18 protein-coding genes and 2 pseudogenes are annotated in these 20767 nt (G+C 57.6%); 10 read left to right on the forward strand and 10 right to left on the reverse strand.

Features of this window, described 5'->3' with window-relative positions; all coding sequences use genetic code 11:
• Positions 1–235: 235 nt before the first annotated feature.
• From AOC04_RS09325 to AOC04_RS09340, 5 genes and pseudogenes are all read left to right on the forward strand, one after another.
• On the forward strand, positions 236–1066 hold the full coding sequence (locus tag AOC04_RS09325; RefSeq protein ID WP_060692691.1) for an alpha/beta fold hydrolase: 831 nt from the start codon (positions 236–238) through the stop codon (positions 1064–1066).
• A complete protein-coding gene (locus AOC04_RS09330) occupies positions 1053–2090 on the forward strand; it encodes a GGDEF domain-containing protein (RefSeq protein WP_082363678.1) in 1038 nt (345 codons plus the stop codon). Before AOC04_RS09325 ends, AOC04_RS09330 begins: the two co-directional genes overlap by 14 nt.
• Positions 2091–2443: 353 nt before the next feature.
• Positions 2444–2727, forward strand: a pseudogene (locus AOC04_RS24135) (site-specific integrase); the annotation flags it as partial.
• A gap of 12 nt (positions 2728–2739) precedes the next feature.
• Positions 2740–4326 carry an ABC-F family ATPase gene (locus AOC04_RS09335; RefSeq protein ID WP_073510215.1) on the forward strand — a complete coding sequence of 529 codons (1587 nt, stop codon included), beginning with the start codon at positions 2740–2742 and terminating at the stop codon, positions 4324–4326.
• A 164-nt stretch (positions 4327–4490) separates the two neighbouring features.
• Positions 4491–5675, forward strand: coding sequence for an MFS transporter (locus AOC04_RS09340; protein ID WP_060692695.1), 1185 nt, complete (start codon positions 4491–4493; stop codon positions 5673–5675).
• Between the two features lie 5 nt (positions 5676–5680).
• Here AOC04_RS09340 and AOC04_RS09345 read toward each other — a convergent pair whose 3' ends face one another.
• Positions 5681–6712, reverse strand: a complete 1032-nt coding sequence (locus AOC04_RS09345) for an alpha/beta hydrolase family protein (protein ID WP_060692697.1) — start codon at positions 6710–6712, stop codon at positions 5681–5683.
• A 166-nt stretch (positions 6713–6878) separates the two neighbouring features.
• Entirely contained in the window at positions 6879–7490 is a 612-nt protein-coding gene (locus AOC04_RS09350) for an FMN-dependent NADH-azoreductase (RefSeq protein WP_060692699.1), read from the reverse strand.
• A gap of 126 nt (positions 7491–7616) precedes the next feature.
• On the opposite strand from AOC04_RS09350, the gene AOC04_RS09355 reads away from it, so the two are divergent.
• A complete protein-coding gene (locus AOC04_RS09355) occupies positions 7617–8525 on the forward strand; it encodes a LysR substrate-binding domain-containing protein (RefSeq protein ID WP_060692701.1) in 909 nt (302 codons plus the stop codon).
• A gap of 8 nt (positions 8526–8533) precedes the next feature.
• On the forward strand, positions 8534–8878 hold the full coding sequence (locus AOC04_RS09360; protein ID WP_060696916.1) for an MmcQ/YjbR family DNA-binding protein: 345 nt from the start codon (positions 8534–8536) through the stop codon (positions 8876–8878).
• Positions 8879–8882: 4 nt separating this feature from the next.
• Here the strand turns inward: AOC04_RS09360 and AOC04_RS09365 are convergent, their stop codons facing one another.
• A complete protein-coding gene (locus tag AOC04_RS09365) occupies positions 8883–9308 on the reverse strand; it encodes a DUF1294 domain-containing protein (RefSeq protein WP_060692703.1) in 426 nt (141 codons plus the stop codon).
• Complete coding sequence (locus AOC04_RS09370; RefSeq protein WP_060692705.1) at positions 9305–10135, reverse strand: undecaprenyl-diphosphate phosphatase; 831 nt, start codon at positions 10133–10135, stop codon at positions 9305–9307. Before AOC04_RS09370 ends, AOC04_RS09365 begins: the two co-directional genes overlap by 4 nt.
• 295 nt (positions 10136–10430) lie before the next feature.
• Between AOC04_RS09370 and AOC04_RS09375 the strand changes: the two genes are divergently transcribed.
• Positions 10431–12065 carry a methyl-accepting chemotaxis protein gene (locus AOC04_RS09375; protein WP_060692707.1) on the forward strand — a complete coding sequence of 545 codons (1635 nt, stop codon included), beginning with the start codon at positions 10431–10433 and terminating at the stop codon, positions 12063–12065.
• A 57-nt stretch (positions 12066–12122) separates the two neighbouring features.
• A pseudogene (locus AOC04_RS09380) lies at positions 12123–12447 on the forward strand (LysE family translocator); the annotation flags it as partial.
• 8 nt (positions 12448–12455) lie between these two features.
• On the opposite strand, the gene AOC04_RS09385 reads toward AOC04_RS09380, so the two are convergent.
• The 5 genes from AOC04_RS09385 to AOC04_RS09405 form a co-directional block, all read right to left on the reverse strand.
• Complete coding sequence (locus AOC04_RS09385) at positions 12456–14303, reverse strand: polyurethane esterase (protein ID WP_060692709.1); 1848 nt, start codon at positions 14301–14303, stop codon at positions 12456–12458.
• Between the two features lie 16 nt (positions 14304–14319).
• Positions 14320–15669: a TolC family outer membrane protein gene (locus tag AOC04_RS09390; protein ID WP_125878521.1), complete on the reverse strand. Its 1350-nt coding sequence runs from the start codon at positions 15667–15669 to the stop codon at positions 14320–14322.
• A 13-nt stretch (positions 15670–15682) separates the two neighbouring features.
• Positions 15683–17005 (reverse strand): HlyD family type I secretion periplasmic adaptor subunit, encoded by a 1323-nt coding sequence (locus AOC04_RS09395; RefSeq protein ID WP_060692713.1) that lies wholly within the window; start codon positions 17003–17005, stop codon positions 15683–15685.
• On the reverse strand, positions 17002–18726 hold the full coding sequence (locus tag AOC04_RS09400; RefSeq protein ID WP_060692715.1) for a type I secretion system permease/ATPase: 1725 nt from the start codon (positions 18724–18726) through the stop codon (positions 17002–17004). The genes AOC04_RS09395 and AOC04_RS09400 overlap by 4 nt, the downstream gene beginning before the upstream one ends.
• Positions 18727–18846: 120 nt before the next feature.
• Positions 18847–19155 (reverse strand): AprI/Inh family metalloprotease inhibitor, encoded by a 309-nt coding sequence (locus tag AOC04_RS09405; protein ID WP_171970573.1) that lies wholly within the window; start codon positions 19153–19155, stop codon positions 18847–18849.
• Between AOC04_RS09405 and AOC04_RS24035 the strand changes: the two genes are divergently transcribed.
• On the forward strand, positions 19154–19300 hold the full coding sequence (locus AOC04_RS24035) for a hypothetical protein (protein WP_171970574.1): 147 nt from the start codon (positions 19154–19156) through the stop codon (positions 19298–19300). The two genes, AOC04_RS09405 and AOC04_RS24035, sit on opposite strands and share 2 nt — an antisense overlap.
• Here AOC04_RS24035 and AOC04_RS09410 read toward each other — a convergent pair.
• On the reverse strand, positions 19297–20739 hold the full coding sequence (locus tag AOC04_RS09410; RefSeq protein ID WP_060692719.1) for a serralysin family metalloprotease: 1443 nt from the start codon (positions 20737–20739) through the stop codon (positions 19297–19299). The two genes, AOC04_RS24035 and AOC04_RS09410, sit on opposite strands and share 4 nt — an antisense overlap.
• Between the last annotated feature and the right edge of the window lie 28 nt (positions 20740–20767).

The following is a 20767-nucleotide window of genomic DNA, read 5'->3' on the forward strand; positions in this document are numbered from 1 at the left end:
ATTGGAACGGATTGCAGTGGTCACTGGTCTGTTCCCATGAACATAGCCTTTATGGGCCACAGGGCCATCCAGGATGAGCCCTGCAGGCGCTTGCCAATTAGAAACCACAAATACTGGCCATGTGCCTGCCATTTCAATTGCCACGAACGCTATACTCGCGCCCTGTTTCGACGCGACTTAGTGGCTGAATTTGGATATCTGATCGCCGGAGCTCTTCACAGGAGGTGTAGTAGAAGTGGATGTCATCCAGCGCAATAACGTTCAACAATTACTGCACGCGAGTCCGCATGCACCTGTCTTGCTGTATGCACATGGGTTTGGCTGCAATCAAGACATGTGGCAACTCCTGACACCCGAGTTTTCCTCCAGTCACCGGCAAATAGTGTTCGACTATGTCGGTAGCGGTAAATCAGATGTACATGCATTTGATCCTGACCGGTACGGGTCACTCCTGGGATATGCGCAGGACTTGATCGAAGTTTACGATGCCCTCGAACTCTCGAATAACGTAACCTTCGTCGGGCATTCAGTAAGCTGCAGCATCGGCATCCTGGCTTCAATACAACGCCCTGAGCTTTTTTCACACATGATTCTGGTAGGCCCCTCGCCTTGTTTTTTGAATGATCCACCCAATTACAGTGGTGGCTTTGAGCGAGAGGATCTCGAAGCATTGCTGGAACTAATGGATCAAAACTACATTGGCTGGGCGCATTACTTCGCGCCTCTAGTTGCGGGTTCAGATTCTGACCAGCCACTCACTTCTCAACTGGCTGGCAGTTTTTGTTCAACTGACCCGGTCATGGCGCGGCGCTTTGCCCAGGCAACGTTCTTCTCCGACATTCGTGAAGACCTGGGCCGTTGCACAACACCGAGCCTCATTCTGCAACATTGCAGAGATGCTCTGGTGCCTTTGCATGTCGGGGAGTACCTGAAGAGTCATCTGAATAACAGTCGCCTGGAAATTATGGACGTCACGGGACATTGTGCTCACATGAGCCACCCACAACTAGTGGCCGCGAACGTTTATCAATACCTGTCAAGGAGCAACAGTTTTGTTCTACCTTGAACGCTTGCCCTGCCCCGTACTGATCACAACCTGTAATGGTCACGTGCAGCAGACCAATCAAGACTTCAAACGACTGGTGAAGCCTGAAGACGGCGACAACATGGACCACTACTTTCCTCCCGCCTGCCGTATTTTTCTTCAGACCCATGCCTGGCCTTTGCTGCTGAAAAATGGAGAGTTTAATGAGCTCTACATGCAACTATTGGCCGCCGACGGGCAACTGATACCGGTGATGACTAACGCGCGGATAAGTGACGTCGAGGGCAAACGTATAGTGATCTGGCTTTTCTTCGTGGCCAAAGAACGGCAACGCTTCGAGGCCGTACTATTAAAAGCACGGCATGATGCTCAAGAGACAGCAATCAAACTGGCCGAAGTGAACACTGATCTAAAGCATGCCAATGCTCAACTCTCCCAATATGCGACAGAGGCAAGAACAGAAGCAGAGCAGTTCGCACATCTGAGCCTTACTGATCCGTTAACAGGTTTGGGAAACCGGCGTGCACTTTCGCTAGATATCGAACAGTGGGTGCACTGCGCAAGCGTTGAGTCAACAGGGAGCTTGCTACTCATAGACATTGATTTTTTTAAACAGGTCAACGACCGCTTCGGACATGCAGAGGGCGACAAGACTCTGCGTAAGTTGGCTCAACAGCTATTAGACAGTGTTCGCACTCAAGACACCGTCATTCGCCATGGCGGCGAGGAGTTTGCGGTGTGGTTACCCAACTCAGACAAAGAAGGCGCGAAACTTACGGCCAAACGAGTGCATGATCATATTTCACGGGTTCAGGTGGCCGGCCAACACATCACTGTAAGTATTGGTATTTCAAGCCGGGCGCTAAATGAAAAAGAAACCGAAACCTTTCTCGAGCAGTTGCTCGCACAGGCAGATACTGCGCTTTATGAAGCCAAAGCACATGGGCGTAACCGCACCGTTTGTTTTTCTGAACTTGAGCCTCCACCGTTCAACTATAAACCCAGATTGGTAAACACTATTTATTCAGTTAGAAAAATGACATGAGCGACTGAATCCAGAGTCTTTCCCTCTTCACTTTCTGCAAATCGGTTGCGCTGAGTCATTATTTGCGGGTGATGGACATACACTGCCCTTATGAAAAAACCTCACAGGGCGCAGCTCAGATTTACAAGGCACGTTACGCGTAACGCTTAACTCCAGCCCCCTGATCATCACTCGCCTCTAGCAGGTCAGGCAGCACAATCTACATGCCCGCGAGATACGGCTCAGGCACTGCGGCCAGCCCGGGTGTTCTGCATGTCTTCACCGGGTATCAGGCGTTACGTCATGGTCAGACACAGCACAATTGCTGATGACACTTTGGACGAAGAACTCACCGGCAAGAACCCTGCAGATCTGTCCGCCAGACCTCATACCTGCACGCACAATGGTGTCCGGGGCTAGAGAAGCTGAAGACCCGTTATCGCCCGCCGTACAACTGCCGTCATACTTATGCGACAATACGCACAATGTCTGGCATGAATCCCGCCTTTATTGCCCAACAGCTTGGACACAGCGTCCAGATGCTGCTCTCGACTTATGCCCGCTGGTTGAACCAAGCGGCGACTGGGGAGAGATGGATAAGCTCCAAAATGCCCCAGGAATGGCCAAAGCGCCAAATGCGCGGCCCGCAACCCATTGATAGGTAAAGTAATTGATCTCCACAGCTAACATCACGATGCAGTTCGGCGCAAAGCCGCTATTCGAGAACGTATCCGTAAAATTCAGCGCCGGTAACCGTTATGGTTTGATCGGTGCCAACGGTTGCGGCAAGTCCACCTTCATGAAAATCCTCGGCGGAGACCTTGAGTCGTCCGGCGGTCAGGTCATGCTGGAGCCGAACGTACGTCTGGGTAAATTGCGTCAGGACCAGTTCGCCTACGAAGAATTTACCGTGATCGATACCGTGATCATGGGCCACGAAGAGCTGTGGAAGGTCAAGGCTGAGCGTGACCGCATCTATTCGCTGCCGGAAATGACCGAAGAAGACGGTATGGCCGTGGCCGAACTCGAAACCGAGTTCGCCGAAATGGACGGCTATACCGCTGAATCCCGTGCCGGCGAATTGCTGCTGGGTCTGGGTATCGGTATCGAGCAACACAACGGCCCGATGAGCGAAGTATCGCCAGGCTGGAAATTGCGTGTATTGCTGGCTCAGGCGCTGTTTTCCGATCCTGAAGTTCTGCTGCTCGACGAACCGACCAACCACCTGGATATCAACACTATCCGCTGGCTGGAAAACATTCTGACCCAGCGCAACAGCCTGATGATCATCATCTCCCACGACCGGCACTTCCTGAACAGTGTCTGTACGCACATGGCTGACCTTGACTACGGCGAGCTGCGCCTGTTCCCGGGCAACTATGACGAGTACATGACCGTTGCGACCCAGTCGCGCGAGCAACTGCTGTCGGAAAACGCCAAGAAAAAAGCCCAGATCAACGAGCTGCAATCGTTCGTCAGCCGCTTCTCGGCCAACGCCTCGAAATCCAAGCAAGCCAGCTCCCGTGCCAAGCAGATCGACAAGATCACCCTGGCCGAGGTCAAGCCTTCGAGCCGTGTCAGCCCGTTCATTCGTTTCGAACAGAACAAGAAGCTGCACCGCCAGGCGGTCATCGTCGAGCACATGGCCAAGGGTTTTGACGGCAAGACCCTGTTCAAGGACTTCAGCTTTACCATCGAAGCCGGCGAGCGCGTAGCGATCATTGGCCCGAACGGTATCGGCAAAACCACACTGTTGCGCACCCTGGTCAATGAACTGACCCCGGACGCGGGTACGGTCAAGTGGACTGAAGCCGCTGAGCTGGGCTACTACGCTCAGGATCACGCTCACGACTTCGAAGATGACTACACCCTGTTCGACTGGATGGGCCAGTGGACCCAGGGCGAGCAAATGGTACGTGGCACTCTGGGCCGCATGCTGTTCTCCAACGATGACATCCTCAAGTCGGTGAAAGTCATCTCCGGTGGTGAGCAAGGTCGCATGCTGTTCGGCAAGCTGATCCTGCAAAAGCCGAACGTGCTGATCATGGACGAACCGACCAACCACTTGGACATGGAATCCATCGAAGCACTGAACCTGGCGCTCGAGAACTACCCTGGCACTCTGGTCTTCGTCAGCCATGACCGTGAGTTCGTATCCTCGCTGGCCACCCGTATTATCGAGCTGAGCCCAAGCGGCGTGATCGACTTCAGCGGTACTTACGATGACTACCTGCGCAGCCAGGGCGTTGTGTTCTGATATCGGACACCGCGCCTCGCTAAGTAAAGCGTCATAACGAAAACCCCGTCCTGGTGACGGGGTTTTTCGTTTCTGACTGGTCAACAATATCGTTAGCCTGCTTTCCTTTGTCCCGGAGCCGAGCCATTATGCCGATCTACGACTGAAAGCCGGACACTGTGCTTATGCCTGCGCAACACCCCTCCTCTGCGAACTCGCTGTCGGTCACGCTGCAAATACTGTCCATCGTGTTTTATACCTTCGTTGCTTTCATCTGCATCGGTTTGCCGATTGCCGTATTGCCGGGCTATGTGCATGACCAACTGGGCTTTAGTGCCGTCGTCGCTGGCCTGACGATCGCGTCGCAATACCTGGCAACCCTGCTCAGCCGTCCTGGCGCAGGGCGGCTGGTCGATAGCCTCGGAACCAAGCCGGCCATTGTTCTGGGCTTGACTGGAATCGCCATCAGCGGCGCCCTTACATTCCTGGCAGTCATGCTTCAGGAGTGGCCATTGTTAAGCTTGGGGATCTTGATCATCGGGCGGATCTTCCTGGGGATCGCCCAGGGGCTGATCGGTGTCGGCACCATTATGTGGAGCATTACCCGGGTCGGCTCCGAACACACCGCCCGGGCCATTGGCTGGAACGGCATCGCATCCTACGGCGCTATCGCCATTGGCGCGCCGCTGGGCGTGGTGATGATCGAAAAACTGGGTTTCCTTAGCCTGGGCGCCGCCTTGTTGCTTCTGGCGTTGCTGGCGTTGCTGCTGGTACGCAACAAACCTTCAATTGCGGTGGTTCGTGGCGTACGCATGCCCTTTTGGTCAGTGTTCGGCCTGATTGCCCCCTATGGCCTCGGCCTGACACTGGCCTCCATTGGCTACGGCACGCTCACCACCTTTATTACCCTGTTTTATATCGACCGCGGCTGGCTCGGCGCAGCGTATTGTCTGTCGGTGTTCGGCGTGTGCTTTATCCTTGCGCGTCTGCTATTCACCAACAGCATCAATCGTTTCGGCGGCTACAGCGTGGCGATCGCCTGCATGACTATCGAAACGGTGGGGCTTGTGTTGCTGTGGCTGGCCCCCTCAACCGGATACGCGATGGCGGGTGCGGGCCTGACGGGCTTTGGTCTGTCACTGGTGTACCCGGCACTTGGGGTTGAGGCGGTCAAGCAGGTTCCGCTGTCCAACCGGGGCGCGGGGTTAAGCGCTTATGCCGTATTTTTCGATCTGGCCCTGGCCATTGCCGGGCCAATCATGGGGGCCATTGCCTTGCACATGGGCTACCCCTGGATCTTTTTCAGCGCCGCCGTGCTGAGTGTTATGGGCTTGATGCTGACGCTAGGACTATCCCGGCGCAAAGCCTGACTCAGTTACTGAGCCGTCGAGGCGGTTCTTGTCACCGGCGAAGACTCCAGGGTCTTGCTGAAAAACCGGCCCGCTTCGTAAATCAGATCGCGATGGATGTCCTCACGGTCAACCCCTTGCGGGTCCGTGCACAACCCGGGCATTACCGCTTTTTGTACATCAGTACACGGCGCCATGAACACGAAATGCCCGGCGCCGGGAATAACTTTGAACTCAGGTTCTACCGGCAGTTTGCGCGCCAATGCATCCGCATTTTTATCGGGATACACCAGTTTGTCGTCCTGGCCGCTGTAGAGCAGTACGGGCACATGGACATCCGCCAGGGTTTCACGGCCGAACATCAGGCTCAACGGTGCCATCAATAACAATGCACGCACCCGTGGATCGGCGACGGGCTCCAGATCATCGCGGTCCGCGATCAACTCGCCCTTCGTGGTGCACGCATCATGATCATCCGGTCGTTCCTGGCAGTAACGGCGCAGACGGTCCAGATCGGGCTGGGCACCGGCCAGAATCAAGGCTGTTTCGCCGCCTGCCGAATAGCCGATGACCCCCACTTCATCATCATGCACATACACCGAGAGTTCGGGATCGGCCAGCGTCGCGCTGATTGCCGCCGAAATCTGCATGGGCCGGCCGTAAAGATTACTCAAGGTGCCCAAACGGCTGTGGTCTTTGTAGTTGTCTCCGGGGTGCAGTACCGCCACCACCACAAACCCCTTGCGCGCCAGCGATGTAGCCAGATCGTGCAAGGCCAGCGGCGTCCCCGTGTTGCCATGGGACAACAGCAACAACGGGTAATGCCCCATGGCGATTTTTGCCTCCTCGGTCGCCTCGATCTCATAACCGCCAATTTTGCTTATCCCCTCGGCATCACTGGACGGATAAAAGGCAATGGCACCCATCGGCTGCTCATCCAGCGGGTCGAGGAAACTCAGGCGATGAAAACCCACACTCCAGTGATTGACAGGCTCGGCCCGCACCAGGATGGGGCAAGCTGCCAACAAAAAAAACAGTACTGCCCATAGACGCATCATGGAGGCTCACCTTGAATGGCGCCCGGTTATAGCCAGCGCTGCCCAGAACTGATCGCTTTGCATAACCCAAGCCACATCGATAAGGCCAGACGCAAAAAACTCCGTACTCTGGCCAACTCAAACGCCCCAGAATACAGAGTTTAGTAGGTGTATCGATTTAGATAACTTACGCCGCGCTGAACAGATCCTGCTTAATTTGGGCCTGGGCATCGTTCATGGCTTTGCTGCGAACTTCATCACCATATGCAAGGCCATGGGCACGCACAAATTCAATATCGGTGATCCCCAGGAAACCCAGCATCACCTTCAGATAGTCTTCGTGGGCTGCGCCAGTCGCTTGCCCGGCGTGTATGCCGCCGGAAGTCGAAACCACGATGACTTTCTTGTTGCCGCACAGGCCCTGCGGTCCGGCTTCGGTGTAACGGAACGTCTGGCCGGCTACCGCGATACGGTCGATCCAGGCCTTGAGTTGAGTTGGAATGGTGAAGTTGTACATCGGTGCGGCAATGACCACTGCGTCCGCTTCCAGAAATTGTGCCAGGGTGGCAGCGCTCAATTCGGCTTCGTGTTTTTGCGCAGCATCGCGCAATTCGGCCGGTGTGCCGGCGGCCACCAGTGTCGCAGCCGAGAAATGATCAATGGCTTCACTGGCCAGGTCGCGATAGCTCACTTCAACGCCTGGCTCTGCTGCCTGCCAGGCTTTAACCACTTCACGGCTCAACTGACGCGAAGCCGAGTTGTCGCCCAAAATGCTCGAATCGATATGCAAAAGTTTCATGATGATCTCCAAGTGAGGACCGCCACTGGGCGATCAAGTGAGGTAGATGCTACCAATGAAAGCAATCGACGATAAGTTAGCCTTTGTGCGATAGTTTGTCCTATCTACAGGACAGTGAGCGTAGCCATGCAAGATCTTAACGACCTGTATTACTTCGCCAAGGTTGTCGAAGCCGGTGGTTTCGCCGCCGCCGGCCGCTTGCTCGGCATCCCGAAATCTCGCCTGTCGCGACGTGTCGCCGAACTCGAAGAACGTCTCGGGGCCCGCCTGCTGCAGCGCACCACGCGCCAGTTGAAGCTGACCGCCGTCGGCGAACGATATTTGAGCCATTGCCAGGCCATGTTGCTGCAGGCCGAGATGGCCGATGAGGCTGTCGCCAGCATGTCCAGCGAACCGCGGGGGCGCTTGCGCGTGTCCTGCCCCGTCGGACTGGCCCATGAATTCATGCCCGAGGTCATCAGCTCCTTTCTGAGTGCCTACCCCCACGTACAGCTGGAAATGATCCTGCTCAACCGGCGCGTCGACTTGATCACCGAAGGCATTGACGTGGCCTTGCGTGTGCGTGAACTGGGGGATGAAGACCCGCTGCTGGTCACGCGCCGCTTACGCCAGGCGCAAACGGCAATGGTTGCCAGCCCGGCGTTTGCGCGCCAGTGGCCGATCAACAGCCCTGACGACCTGAAACACGTACCGCTGCTGGGTGCACTTGAAGCGGACCGCATGGTGCATCTGCGCATGCTCGATGAACAGGGCAAAGCCTGCGATCTTGTACTGGAAGCACGGCTTGGCATAGATGATTTTGTAGTCCGCAAAGCCTGTGCACTGTCCGGCCTGGGCTTTACCGTGCTGCCCATGATGTATTGCGAGCAGGAACTGCAAAGTGGCCAGCTGGTGCAGCTGCTGCCCAAGTGGTCACTGCCCGGGGGCTGGCTGCATGCCGTGTACCCGCATCGACGCGGGGTGATGCCGGCCGTACGGGCCTGGATCGAACACCTGGCCGAATCATTCAACCGCTGTGGAGACAAACTGCTATGAACGCAGCAATGACCAAGCAACAGGTAGCCGAATTCTGCCGCCGCTTGCCCGGAGTGAAAGAGGATGTGAAATGGGGCGGGGTGGAAGTGTTCTACATCGACCAGAGCAAGATGTTTGCCCTGTTCAACCTCAACAGCAACGGCCTGTCGTTCAAGGTCGAGAAAGAGTTGTTCCTGGGCTACGTCGATCGCCCGGGAATACGCCCGTCGCCGTATCTGGCGCGGGCGTACTGGATCAATATGCAGGCCCCCTACCCGATGGGCGCACAAGAGTTACAAGACCTGCTGCGCCGTTCCCACCAGCTGGTGGTCGGCAAGCTGCCGAAAATACGGCAGATCGGCTTGCTCCTCTGATGGCTTACAGGTCCAGAAAAGTGACCTTCAGGAACAGCACATCAATCCACAGCGCCTGATGTGCAGCCACGATCAGCCAGAACCACAGCTGATAGGACAACTTGCGGGTTTTGTGGCGAAACATCTGTTGCGCCACCAGTGCGCCGGGCCAGCCGCCCAGTAGTTCGACCCCGTGCAAGACCTTCTCCGGGGTACGCCACTGACCGCTTTTGGCCTGTTGCTTGTCGTACCAGTACAGGCCAAACGCCAGAGCGCTTGCCACTGCATAGATCAATAACGGTACGCGGCTGATGCCGGTGAGCAACAGGCTCACCGAACCGCCCAGAGGCAGCGCGCACAGCAGTGCAAACACCAGCAACTTGACCTTCAGACCACGAATCGGGGCGCTGTTTTTCTCAGGCTCAGGGCGATTTTTTAGCGTTTTTCTCACGCAGCGGCAGCCGACCAGTTGATCCAGCCAAACTGCCAGGTCGCCAGGATCAGCAGACCGAATGCAATCCGGTACCACGCGAACGCGGCATAACTATGGTTCGAAATGAACTTGAGCAAGGCGCGAACCGCGATCATGGCGAAGATGAACGAAGTCACAAAACCAATCGCGAACACCGGCAAATCGTCCGGCTGGAACAAGTGACGGTATTTGTAACCCGAGTACACCGCAGCACCGACCATGGTCGGCATCGCCAGGAAGAACGAGAACTCGGTAGCCGCCTTGCGCGACAAGCCGAACAGCAGGCCACCAATAATGGTTGAGCCTGAACGCGAAGTCCCGGGGATCATGGCCAGGCATTGTGCGAAACCGATTTTTACCGCGTCTTTCCAGGTCATGTCGTCCACGGTTTCAGCGCGGATCACATGCTGGCGGCGCTCGGCCCACAGCATGATCACACCACCGATCACCAATGCAGTGGCAACGGTAATAGGGTTGAACAGGTACTCGTGAATCACGTCGGCGAAAATCACCCCCAGCACCACTGCCGGCATCACCGCAATGATCAGGTTGACGGTAAAACGGCGAGCCTGGGGCTGAGTCGGCAAGCCGACGACAACGTCGATGATCTTGCGGCGAAACTCCCAGACCACGGCCAGGATCGCACCCAGCTGAATAATGATGTTAAACGCCATGGCGCGCTCGCCGCCGAAGTTCAGCAAGTCCGCCACAATGATTTGGTGGCCGGTACTTGAGATCGGCAAGAATTCCGTAAGGCCTTCTACTACACCAAGTATCAACGCCTGTGCGGCAGTCCAAAGATCCATCGTTCCCCCATAAAGCCCTGCGTCATGCAGGGCGGATTAGTCAAAAATCGAGATGTGTTTGCAACCGCTGCCGCGGAGGTGGGTTACAGGTGTGTCATTTTCACCAAGGTGATGTGAAATAACTGTCGGAAATCAATAAACATTCAGCTTTGCGAATTCCGGCCGAGATCCTATCAGACACGTCCCACTTTCGCTGCTAAGACATCCAGGGTGAACCCGTGACTTGCGCATCACAGCGCCTGCCCGGATATCGTCCACCGATGAAAACAACAAGAATAAACAGGAGTAACCATTCATGAATACCTTACGCGGGTTGTCCATCAGCAGACGCTTGTGGCTGATTTTGATCGTGGCCGTGGCCATGCTGCTGGCGTTGGGTTTATTGATGCTAAAGCAGATACATGACGATCTGTACGAAGGCAAAGCCGAGAAAACCCGGCATGTGGTGCAAGCAGCCAGCGGGGTCCTGAAGTACTACCACGGCCTCGAAACCGCCGGCAGCCTGAGCCGTGAAGCCGCCCAGCATCAGGCCCTGAGCGCGATCAGCCAGTTGCGCTACGACCATGACGACTATTTCTGGATCAATGACCTGCGCCCTTTCATGATCATGCATCCCACCAATCCAAAACTGGATGGCAAAGATCTGTCGGCCATCAAGGACCCTGACGGTTTTGCGATTTTCAATGAGATGGCCGCCCTCGCCAAAGCCAAAGGCGCGGGCATGCTCAACTATCGCTGGCCAAAGCCGGGGGCCGAAGCGCCCGTGCAAAAAACTTCCTATGTGCAACTGTTCGAGCCATGGGGCTGGGTGATCGGCTCCGGCGTCTATATCGATGACATGCAGGCCGAATTCCGCACCCAGGCCTTGAGGGCCGGCTCGGTCGGGCTTGCTATCGCACTGATCATGGCCGCACTGGTGACCCTTATTGCCCGCAGTATCGTGCGCCCGCTGCAGGATGCGGTGCAGGCCATGGCCAATATCGCCAGCGGTGAAAGCGACCTGACCCGTAGCCTGGACACCCACGGCCGGGATGAAGTCACGCTACTGGCACAGCATTTCAATGCCTTTACCGCCAAGCTGCGCAACGTCATCAGTCACCTGCAGGCAACCGCCACGGCACTGGAAAAGTCATCCACTGAAATGGGCAGCGACGCCACGAACGCCCAGCAACGCAGCCAGCAACAAGCCCTGCAAATGGACCAGGTGGCGACAGCCATCAACGAAGTCACCTACGCCGTACAAGAGGTGGCGAAAAACGCCGAACACGCCGCCGGAGAAATGCGCGGTGCCCAGACGCAGGCCGGGCTTGGCCAGCAGAACATCGATAGCAGCCTGCAACAGATCGGGCAGCTGTCCGGCACCATCAATCAGGCGGTCGAAGTGATACAGGCATTGGCCACGCAAAGCAGCGAGATCGGCAGTGTGCTTGAAGTGATCCGCTCGATTGCCGAGCAGACCAACCTGCTGGCGCTGAACGCCGCGATTGAAGCGGCCCGCGCCGGGGAACAGGGCCGTGGTTTTGCGGTAGTGGCGGACGAGGTCCGATTGCTGGCCCAGCGCACGCAAAAATCAACGGCTGAAATCCAGACCATGATTGAAAGCCTGCACAAACACTCAGAAGCGGCAGTCAATGTCATCGCCAGCAGCAGTCGCGCCTCTGCGCAGACCATCGAACAGGCCACCGGGGCCGGGCTCAGCCTGACCAATATTGGCCAGGCCCTGAGCAAGCTCAATGACCTCAATGCGTCCATTGCCAGCGCAACCCTGCAACAGGCGCACGTCGTCGAAGACATCAACCACAACGTGACCCTGGCGGCCGGGCTGTCGCAGAGCACTGCACAGGCGGCCGAGCAATCGAGCCTGGCCAGCGTTCACCTCATGGAACTGAGCGTGCAGCTCAATGGGTTGTTGCGTCAGTTCAAAGTGTGAACGTAGTCGCTGACGAGCCCCGCGAGGCTGCGATCGACGGCGCAGCCGTCGCGGTGCATCGCATGGCTGACCTGCCTGGCCTGGAAAACATTCAGTGCACCGGCCACCGCTCCCCGCCAGCCTGCAATGGGTCAACCCCAAGAGCTGGATGATGGCGCTGGCCGTGGTTAGCGTATTTGCCGGTCAGGGCGCCGAGCAACAAACCCGGGCTCAGGTACTGGCCCTGGTGTTTTTCCTGGTGTCATGGCCTTGCCTAGGGATGTGGGCGCTGCTGGGGGCGGGCTCGGCCAGGTTGCTCAAAACCGCAAGGGCCATGCAACGCTTCAAACGCTGCATGGCCCTGTTGCTGTTGATGTCAGCCTGGCTGAGCCTGTTTCTATAGGTAAAGCCCTAAGCAATTACGATATCGGCCCCCGCCAGCGAGGCCAGTCCAACCCCGACCAGGGTGACCGAGTCACTGCCAAAGCTCAGCACGGTGTCTTGCCCTGATGCAGTGGCATGGGCCCGGTAATCGGCCTCGTGACCGCCCTCCACGCCCAGGAAAACCAGGCTGTCGGCGGGCTGGTAGCCCAGCACTGTGTCATGACCGAAATGCCCGCTGAAGATAAAGGTATTGGTGCCACCCACCGACTCCAGCAGGTCATTACCGGCGCCCCCGATAAACACATCATTACCCGCCGAACCGATCAAATGATCGTTACCGCCCTGGCCGAGCAGCCAGTGACCCTGCTCACCGGCCTTGAGGGTGCTGTCGCCCGGCCCGGCGTTCACCGAATGGGTGTAGTCAGTGCGGCTGGTGCCGGCCAACAGACCGTCATCGGCAACCCGATGACTGACCGGCTTGCTCAGTCCCAGCCAGCCCGGCTCATCACTGACCAACAGGCTGATATCCCGGGCCATGGTGATGCCGCCATGGCTGTCGCGCAGATACAAAGTGCCCTGCCCGTCATTGACGACATCCACCCGGCTCAGGGACTGCTGCAGGTCCAGCGTATTGACCCCCTTGCCCCCCAGGATGATGTTGTAGCCACCGCTGTCGCGAAAAGTGTCATTGCCGTCGCGACCTTCAAGGAAGTCATTGCCGCGCCCGCCCTGGATCAAGTCGTTACCGTCACTGCCGATGATCAAGGTGCTGCCGGTATGTTTTTCTGCGTTGCGATTCAAGTCCTGGACCCAGGTATTTTCCCGCGCCGGGTTGGACAAGTTGGCCACCACGATGGTCGAGTCCTTGTGCGTCAGGTCATAGAAGGCCGAATCAACAATCCGGTTCATCCCGCTTTCGTAGCCGCTGGGCAGGTGGGTGACCCAGGTCGAGACATTGGCAATCGAAAAGGGCATCAGGTTCCACGCCGTGGAGGCGTAGTGATCGTTGAAGCTCACAATATTGTTGGTGGCAGACGGTTGATGGGCGTCATGCACACCCAGGGACGACAGGCTGAAGTCCGAGCCGTTGAGGGCCCGGAACACCGGATCGTTCTCATAGCCGATATTCAGCACATTGGCGGTGGTTTCACTTTGCGTCGGCGATGCAAACGCGATGTAGCGGGCGTCACGATAAAACCCTGACCAGTGATCACCGCTCAAGTCAGCCAGGCTATTGACGGCGAGCCCGCCCAGACTATGGCCGCTGACCAGTACATCCTTGCCTGCCAGGCCCTGGCCGGCGGCAAACGCCGCGACTTTGCCCAACAGCACATCAAAGGCATTGCCAGTGTAATTTTTGGCGTAATCGGCAGGCCCGATGGCGGCCAGCAAATCACTGATGGCATCGCCGATGGAGTCAGTGATCAAGGACTCCCGTGGCCCGCTGGTGCCACGAAAGCCGATGCCGATGGCGGTCAGTTGGCCATCCGGGTTGTATTTGCCGAGGATCTCTACTTGGGCGCTCTCATAGCCCGGTTTTTCGCCGAAAAATGTTCCGCGCTGATCGACCTTGCCTGCATAACCCAGCTGCTGCGCACTGATGGGGCTCCAGCCGGCTTTTTCCACCGCTTCCCGGGCCAGTTTTTCCGAGTCCGGGTTCCACGGGATGCCCGGCACCACCCCCTGAGAGTCGACGCCTCCAAGCACGGCCTTGACCAGAGTGGCGGGCAAACCGGTACCCATGCCATTTTTCTGGTAGCCAACGTCAAAGCCGTTATCCAGGTTGTGGTAGCTATAAAGCGTGATGGCCAAAGCATCTTTAAACAGTGCCGCAGAAACGTTTGACCCTACTTCCTTGTAGTCAAAAACCGCCATGGTTTTACTCTCCTCGTTAATAAAACGGGCGCACAAAGGCCTCATCGACCCGTGCCAGATCCTGCTCACCCAGGGTGCCGGCGTAAAAGTGCAACCGGGTCCACGCCAACAAATAGTCGTAGCGGGTTCGCGCCAGATCGCGGCGCGTGGTGTAAAGCTGTTGCTCGGCGTTCAAGGCATCGAGATTGACCCGTTCGCCCCCCAAAATGCTTTGCCGGGTCGAGACCACCAGCGCTTGTGCCGAGATCAGGGCTTTTTGATAAGCACGCAACTTGTTCACCCCCGACAGACAGGCGTTGAACTGGCGCCTCAGCTCGATCAGGGTTTCCCGGGTTTTACCTTCGAGTTCGTATTCGACCCGGGCCAGATTGCTCCCCGCCTGACGCACCGAAGCCGACACCCCGCCCCCGGCGTACAGCGCCAGGCTGACTTCAATGCCGATGGTGTTGGTGTCATAGCGCTGGTTGTAGGTGTTGCCGCTGTCGGACTCCATCTTGCGTACGCTGGCATAGGCATTGAGCTTGGGCATATGGCCAGCACGGTTGCGCTCGACCTCATAGCGCGCCACCTCCAGTGCCTCGCGTTGCGATGCCAGTTCCGGGTTATTGGCCAGGGCCATGGCATGCCAGGTCGAAAAGTTGGCCGGTTCCAGCGGTAACGAGTTGAAGTCCGCAGCCAACGGTTGCAACTGCTCGATGCTCACCGACGCATTTCCCGTCAACGCCCCCAGCTCGCGCAAGGCGGCATCTTGCTCATCGATGGCCTGGATCTCTTCGGCGGTAGCCAATTCGTAGCGCGACTCGGCTTCCAGGATGTCGGTGCGAGTGCCCTCGCCCTGACGAAACAGATGCTCGTTCTGCCGGAACTGCTGTTCGTAGGCTTTTTTCTTGGCCCGGGCGATATCGATCTGATCCTGAGCGAACAGAGCCTGGGTGTAGTGAGTCAACACACGCACCAGCAGCTCCTGACTCTTGCTGCGAAAAGTCTCATCGGCAAACAGTGCCTGAGCCACGCCTTTGCGGTAATTGGCATACGCCTCGTAGTCGATCAGCGGCTGCTGCACCATAAAGGTCGAGCCATAGCTGTTGTAATTACGGTCTTCATGACTGTTGCCACGGTCGTTCAAATAGGTGGCCTGGGAGTTGTTACGCCCTTTGTTGTAGCTATACGACAACTTGGGCAGCAGGCCGGCGCGGCCAATGATGCGGCTTTCCAGCCCCGCGTCGCGCTCTTTCATGGCCCCGAGAAAGGTCGGATCATTGCGCAGTGCCTCTTCGTACACCTGAAACGGTCCCATCGCCTGTGCACTGGCACACAGGCCTAACCACAGCGCAGCCACCAGGCCCGATTTAAAAGCGGTTTTCATAGGTCGCAGCATCCTAGCGCTCAGTCAACGCAGAACCTGCGCGATCCAACAACGGTTTAAACAGGTAGTTGAGCAGCGAGCGTTCGCCGGTACGCACAAACATCTCGGCCGGCATCCCGGGCTTGATCACCAGCCCGTTGAGTTTTTCCAGTGCCTGCTCACTGACCGTACTGCGCAGCACGTAGTACGGCATGCCGGTTTTCTCATCGAGCATCTGGTCGGCTGACACCAGACTCACTTCGCCCGATACCCGCGGCGTACTGCTCTGATTGAAGGCCGTAAACAAAATGTCCACCGTCAGCGCGCTGCCCACCCGGTCCACCAGATTGACCGGCAGCCGCCCTTCCACCTCGAGCCTGGCGTCCTGGGGCACAATCTCCAGCAGGGTTTCCCCTGCGCGCACCACCGCGCCCTCGGTGTGCACCCCCAGGTTGACTGCGATGCCCTCTGCCGGTGCACTGATGTCACTGTGTTGCAGATCAAAACTGGCCGACGCCAGTTGCTGTTCCAGGGTCAGGCTTTTGAGCCGGGCATCGGCCAACTGGCTGCGGACCTCTTTCTGATATTCATCAATGTGCTGTGCCAGCTTGAGACGCGACTCCAGGATGCCCTGCTCGATGCGCCCGCTTTCACCCGTGTTCTGCGCCAGATCCTGCTGAATCTGCGACAGCTGGCGTTCGTATTCCATCAAGCGGTTGCGCGGGATGTAGCCGTTTTCAGCCAGCGGTCGCAGATTGCTTAACTGCTGACGCAAAGAGTCGGCCTGGGCCAATTGATCTCCCCGTGCCCGGCGCATGCCCGACAGCTGCTGTGTAGCGCCTTCAATGCTGGCCTTGAGCCCGGCCTGCTCCCGGGCGAACGCTTCACGGCGGCTGCTGAACAACTGTTGTTGCCCCTCAAGCACCAGGGCCAGCCGCGGGTCGGGGTCGCTACTCAACTCGGGGGCGAAGCTCACCCGCTGCAAGTTGTCACGCTCGCTTTGCCAGCGGGCCATGCTGGCCAGGGCCATGCGGTATTGCGCACGCAGCGACTGCACATCAGCCTCCACCTGGGTGGGGTCCAGCCGGAACAACACCTGCCCCTGCTGCACCGCTTGCCCTTCACGGACCAGGATCTGGTTGACCACCCCTGCCCCCAATGACTGCACGGCCTTGCGCTTGCCCGACACCACCACCGTGCCTTGCACGGGTATGCCCTCATCCAGCGGCGCGAGGCTGGCCCACAGAAAGAAGCTGCCCGCACCGACGATGGTCAGGACCCAGCCCACACGTACGTAAAAGCCTGCACCCCGTGCTGGCTGACGGTTATCACTCATGATCGGAGCGTCCTTGCTCATGCGCCTGCGCTCTGGCGGTTAATGCTGGTGGGTTTCTGGGCGCCGGACAATGCCTTGAGCACATCGGCAGTCGGCCCGAACGCCTGGGTCCGGCCCTCATTGAGGACCAGCAATTTGTCGGTCTGGGCCAGCGATGATGAACGATGGGTAACCAGCACCACCGTGCAGCCGTGCGCCTTGAGTTGGGCGATGGCACTGCTCAGCGCGGCATCGCCGACCGTATCGAGATTGGAGTTGGGCTCGTCCAGCACCACCAGGCAGGGGCTGCCATACAAGGCCCGGGCCAGCGCTACGCGCTGCTTCTGGCCGCCAGACAAACCACTGCCTTCATCCCCCAGTACCGTGTCGTAACCTTGAGGCAGGCGCAGAATCATCTCGTGAACCCCGGCCTGACGCGCCGCTTCAACCACTTGCTGCGGATCGGCCTCGCGGAAACGGGCGATGTTCTCGGCAATGCTGCCGCTGAACAGCTCGATGTCCTGGGGCAAGTAGCCGAGATGGGGCCCGAGCTGGTCGCGATTCCACTGGTGGATATCGGCACCGTCCAGTCGTACGGTGCCGGCCAATGTCGGCCATACCCCCACCAGCACCCGGGCCAGCGTCGACTTGCCGGAGCCCGAAGCGCCCAGCACGCCCAGTACCTCGCCGGGGTTGAGGCTGAAACTGACCTGGTGTAAGGTCGCCAGTCGCTTGCCCGGCGGCGCGGCACTGACCTGCTCGAAGCTCACCAGCCCCTTGGGCGCAGGCAATGCCATGCTGTCTTGCACTGCCGGATGTTCGCCAAGCAGGCTGTCCAGGCGCTGGTAGGCCAGCCTGGCCGAACTCCATTGCTTCCACACACCGATCAACTGATCGATAGGGCTCAAGACCCGCCCCATCAAGATGGAACCGGCGATCATCATGCCGGCACTCATCTGCCCCTGAATCACCAGCAAGGCGCCAAGGCCAAGCACCAGCGATTGCAGGCATAAACGCAAGGTTTTGCTGACCGAGCCGATCACGGCGCCGGTGTCGCTGGCCTTGTTCTGCTCGGCCAAAAACCGCGAATGCAGGTTGAACCAGCGCTTGCGCAGCACAGTGAGCATGCCCATGGCCTGAATGGTCTCGGCGTTGTGCAGGTGGCTGCTGGCCAATTGGCTGGACTGTTGCGAATAGACACTGGCTTGAGCCAGGGATTGGCGGGTCATGAGTTCGTTGACGCAGGCCAGGCCGATCAACAGCACGGCACCGGCCGTGGCCAGCACACCAAGCCAGATGTTGAACGCATAGATCACACACAGATAAATCGGAAACCACGGCGCATCGAAGAACGCGAACAGCGCGGGGCCGGTGACAAATTGACGGATCAGGGTCAGATCCCCTAACGCCTGTCCGGCATGGGCCTGACCGCTGAACAGGTTGCGCTCGAATGCCGCCCGGTACACCTGCTGGTTGAAACGGCGTTCCAGTTGGCTGCCAATGCGGATAACAATAAAACTGCGGACCGTTTCAAGCATCCCGATAAAGATGAAAAAACCGACAACCATTAATGACAACATGGCCAGCGTCGTGGTGTTTTGCGACGACAAAACCCGGTCATACACTTGCAGCATGTAAATGGATGGCACCAGCATCAATAGATTGATCAAGGCGGTGAAACAGCCGACGCTGATCAAAATACTTTTATAATCACCCAGCGCATTTATTAACGGCGCGACAGGCGTGTTTTTCAGCCGCTTCATGCATCTTCCTTGATGAATAAATCAGGGTTACGCAAACACGCAAGCTGATACGCAGATTAATCAGGCAACTGATATGTCCGCGTAGCACTTTACGGTTTCAAGTAAACTTTTATTTCATGACTATTTATGCAGCCGTTCCATCACCAGGACTTTGTCACCCCCCAGTTGCGCTTCATAAAGACCGGGCTCAATACGGTTCATATGCACAAGGTCCGTGCCGTCCTTGCCCATCAGAAACATCCCGTCCGGAGTCGGCGACCAGCTCACGGGCGCCTCCCCGAGCCAGGCCTCAAGGCATTTCACTTCAGGGCTGAAGGTTTTGTCGGCAACCAGCTCAACCCGGCAGCTGCGGGTGGTGTCTTCCTGAGGGTAAAACGTCCAGCCACCTGCCAGTTGCGCGGGGCTCAGTAACAATAAGGAATTGGCCATGGCGTTCTCTATGGTGAAAGTCAGCAATGCGGCAACACAGCCCATCGCCCTGAAAAATCCGAATGCTCTACGCGTTTTGTTCATAGCGCTGCGACTCCAGGCAAAAGGCAGCGCTTGCGCGCTGCCCGTCCAGCAGCAGACTTAAGCGACGATGTCGTAAGTTGCCATTTGGCCCACGGTGTTCACCAGGAAATCGGCCACAGCGTGACCGCTGAAGTCGACGGCAAAGTGCCCCATATTGCTGGCCTGGTCGTAGCTGACGATCGCCTCCCCGGCATGGCCGGTGAAGGCATCGACAAAGTTCAGGCCGGCAAGACTGCTGATGGCCGAAACGTCTATTTTGTCGATGCCGGACTGGAAGTCCATGATGGTATCGGCTGCCTGCGGCGCGGAATCTGACACCGCACCGAACACAAACACATCGGCTCCTGTCCCGCCCCACAACGTATCAGCACCACCGGCGCCGTAGATGATGTCATTACCAGCACCGCCCTTGAGCACGTTATCGGCGCTGTTGCCGATCAACAGGTCGTTGCCCGCGCCGCCGATCGCGTTTTCGATGGTTACGCCCTGGGCAATCGAAACGTTACCGGTCATGCCTGCGACATCGGAAAACGACCCGGCTGTCAGGTTGATCTTCTGGTTCTGGTTGAAGCCCGAGAAGTCCAGGGTGTCATTGCCGCCGCCGTCCCACACCGAGAAAATCACCTTGGAACTGGCCGAGGTGGCGCTGTAGAAATCACGGTCTGCCGTGGAGTTGAAACCGTAAACGGTATCCTCGGCACGGGTTTGCATATTGGCGCCGTAAAGCTTCTGGATGGCCGCAATATCATCGAGTTGCGGAGCTGATGCGTAAGCACCTTCACCGCTGTTGGTGAAGTGTTGGCCGGTGTTGCTTTCACTCCAGTAGCTCATCACGCTGTAGGCACGGGTGTCTTCGCCATAGACCGCATCGCGATAGGTGGGGTTGCCATTACCCGCGTTGTAGTCACCCGGGTGCGACAGGCCCAGGGTGTGCCCGATTTCATGGGTCAGGGTCTGACGGCCGTAGTTGCCCTCGCCCGGGGTCTTGTTGACCGCATAGTCCTTGTTGATCAGATACCACGACTCGCCTTTGCGGGCGCTGTCTGGCAGGTAGGCAAAGGCCGCGCCGCCATTGCTGGCACTGAAATTGGCAAAGGTCATATGACCGTCATCGCCACGGGCCGCCGGCCCTTCTGTGAAGGTCACTTTGGCCACGTCGGCCCAAGACTCCAGGGACAACTTGGCCTGCTCCTTTTGCAGCGACGAGAACTGGCTGAAGGTGCCCAGACCACGGGTGGCATAGCCCACGGGCGCCGCTGTGAGGAAGGTGTAGGTGAGGTTGATCACACCGTCGCCGTTAAGGTCATGCCAGCTGGCACCCGAACGGGTCAGTTGATCCGCCACCTGATCGGTGGTCAACGAAGGCTTGCCATTGACCAGATGATCGCCGCGATCATAAAAGTGAATGAAATTATCAATCTGGGTAAAAGCGGAACTGCTGCTGGTTGCAGCCAGGTTCTGACCGACAGACAGCACTGCTTTCTCTTTAAGTTTCGACATGTAAACACTTCCTTGTTTAACAGTAGAA

The sequence above is a fragment of the Pseudomonas versuta genome (assembly GCF_001294575.1).
Taxonomy (GTDB): Bacteria; Pseudomonadota; Gammaproteobacteria; order Pseudomonadales; family Pseudomonadaceae; genus Aquipseudomonas; species Aquipseudomonas versuta.

Coding starts and splice junctions, on each gene's coding strand:
- AOC04_RS09350 (WP_060692699.1), bottom strand. CDS start 7,490: ATGAAACTTTTGCATATCGATTCGAGCATTTTGGGCGACAACTCGGCT.
- AOC04_RS24035 (WP_171970574.1), top strand. CDS start 19,154: ATGGCGTTCTCTATGGTGAAAGTCAGCAATGCGGCAACACAGCCCATC.
- AOC04_RS09395 (WP_060692713.1), bottom strand. CDS start 17,005: ATGAGCAAGGACGCTCCGATCATGAGTGATAACCGTCAGCCAGCACGG.
- AOC04_RS09355 (WP_060692701.1), top strand. CDS start 7,617: ATGCAAGATCTTAACGACCTGTATTACTTCGCCAAGGTTGTCGAAGCC.
- AOC04_RS09345 (WP_060692697.1), bottom strand. CDS start 6,712: ATGATGCGTCTATGGGCAGTACTGTTTTTTTTGTTGGCAGCTTGCCCC.
- AOC04_RS09360 (WP_060696916.1), top strand. CDS start 8,534: ATGACCAAGCAACAGGTAGCCGAATTCTGCCGCCGCTTGCCCGGAGTG.
- AOC04_RS09385 (WP_060692709.1), bottom strand. CDS start 14,303: ATGGCGGTTTTTGACTACAAGGAAGTAGGGTCAAACGTTTCTGCGGCA.
- AOC04_RS09390 (WP_125878521.1), bottom strand. CDS start 15,669: ATGAAAACCGCTTTTAAATCGGGCCTGGTGGCTGCGCTGTGGTTAGGC.
- AOC04_RS09400 (WP_060692715.1), bottom strand. CDS start 18,726: ATGAAGCGGCTGAAAAACACGCCTGTCGCGCCGTTAATAAATGCGCTG.
- AOC04_RS09375 (WP_060692707.1), top strand. CDS start 10,431: ATGAATACCTTACGCGGGTTGTCCATCAGCAGACGCTTGTGGCTGATT.
- AOC04_RS09405 (WP_171970573.1), bottom strand. CDS start 19,155: ATGGCCAATTCCTTATTGTTACTGAGCCCCGCGCAACTGGCAGGTGGC.
- AOC04_RS09410 (WP_060692719.1), bottom strand. CDS start 20,739: ATGTCGAAACTTAAAGAGAAAGCAGTGCTGTCTGTCGGTCAGAACCTG.
- AOC04_RS09370 (WP_060692705.1), bottom strand. CDS start 10,135: ATGGATCTTTGGACTGCCGCACAGGCGTTGATACTTGGTGTAGTAGAA.
- AOC04_RS09340 (WP_060692695.1), top strand. CDS start 4,491: ATGCCTGCGCAACACCCCTCCTCTGCGAACTCGCTGTCGGTCACGCTG.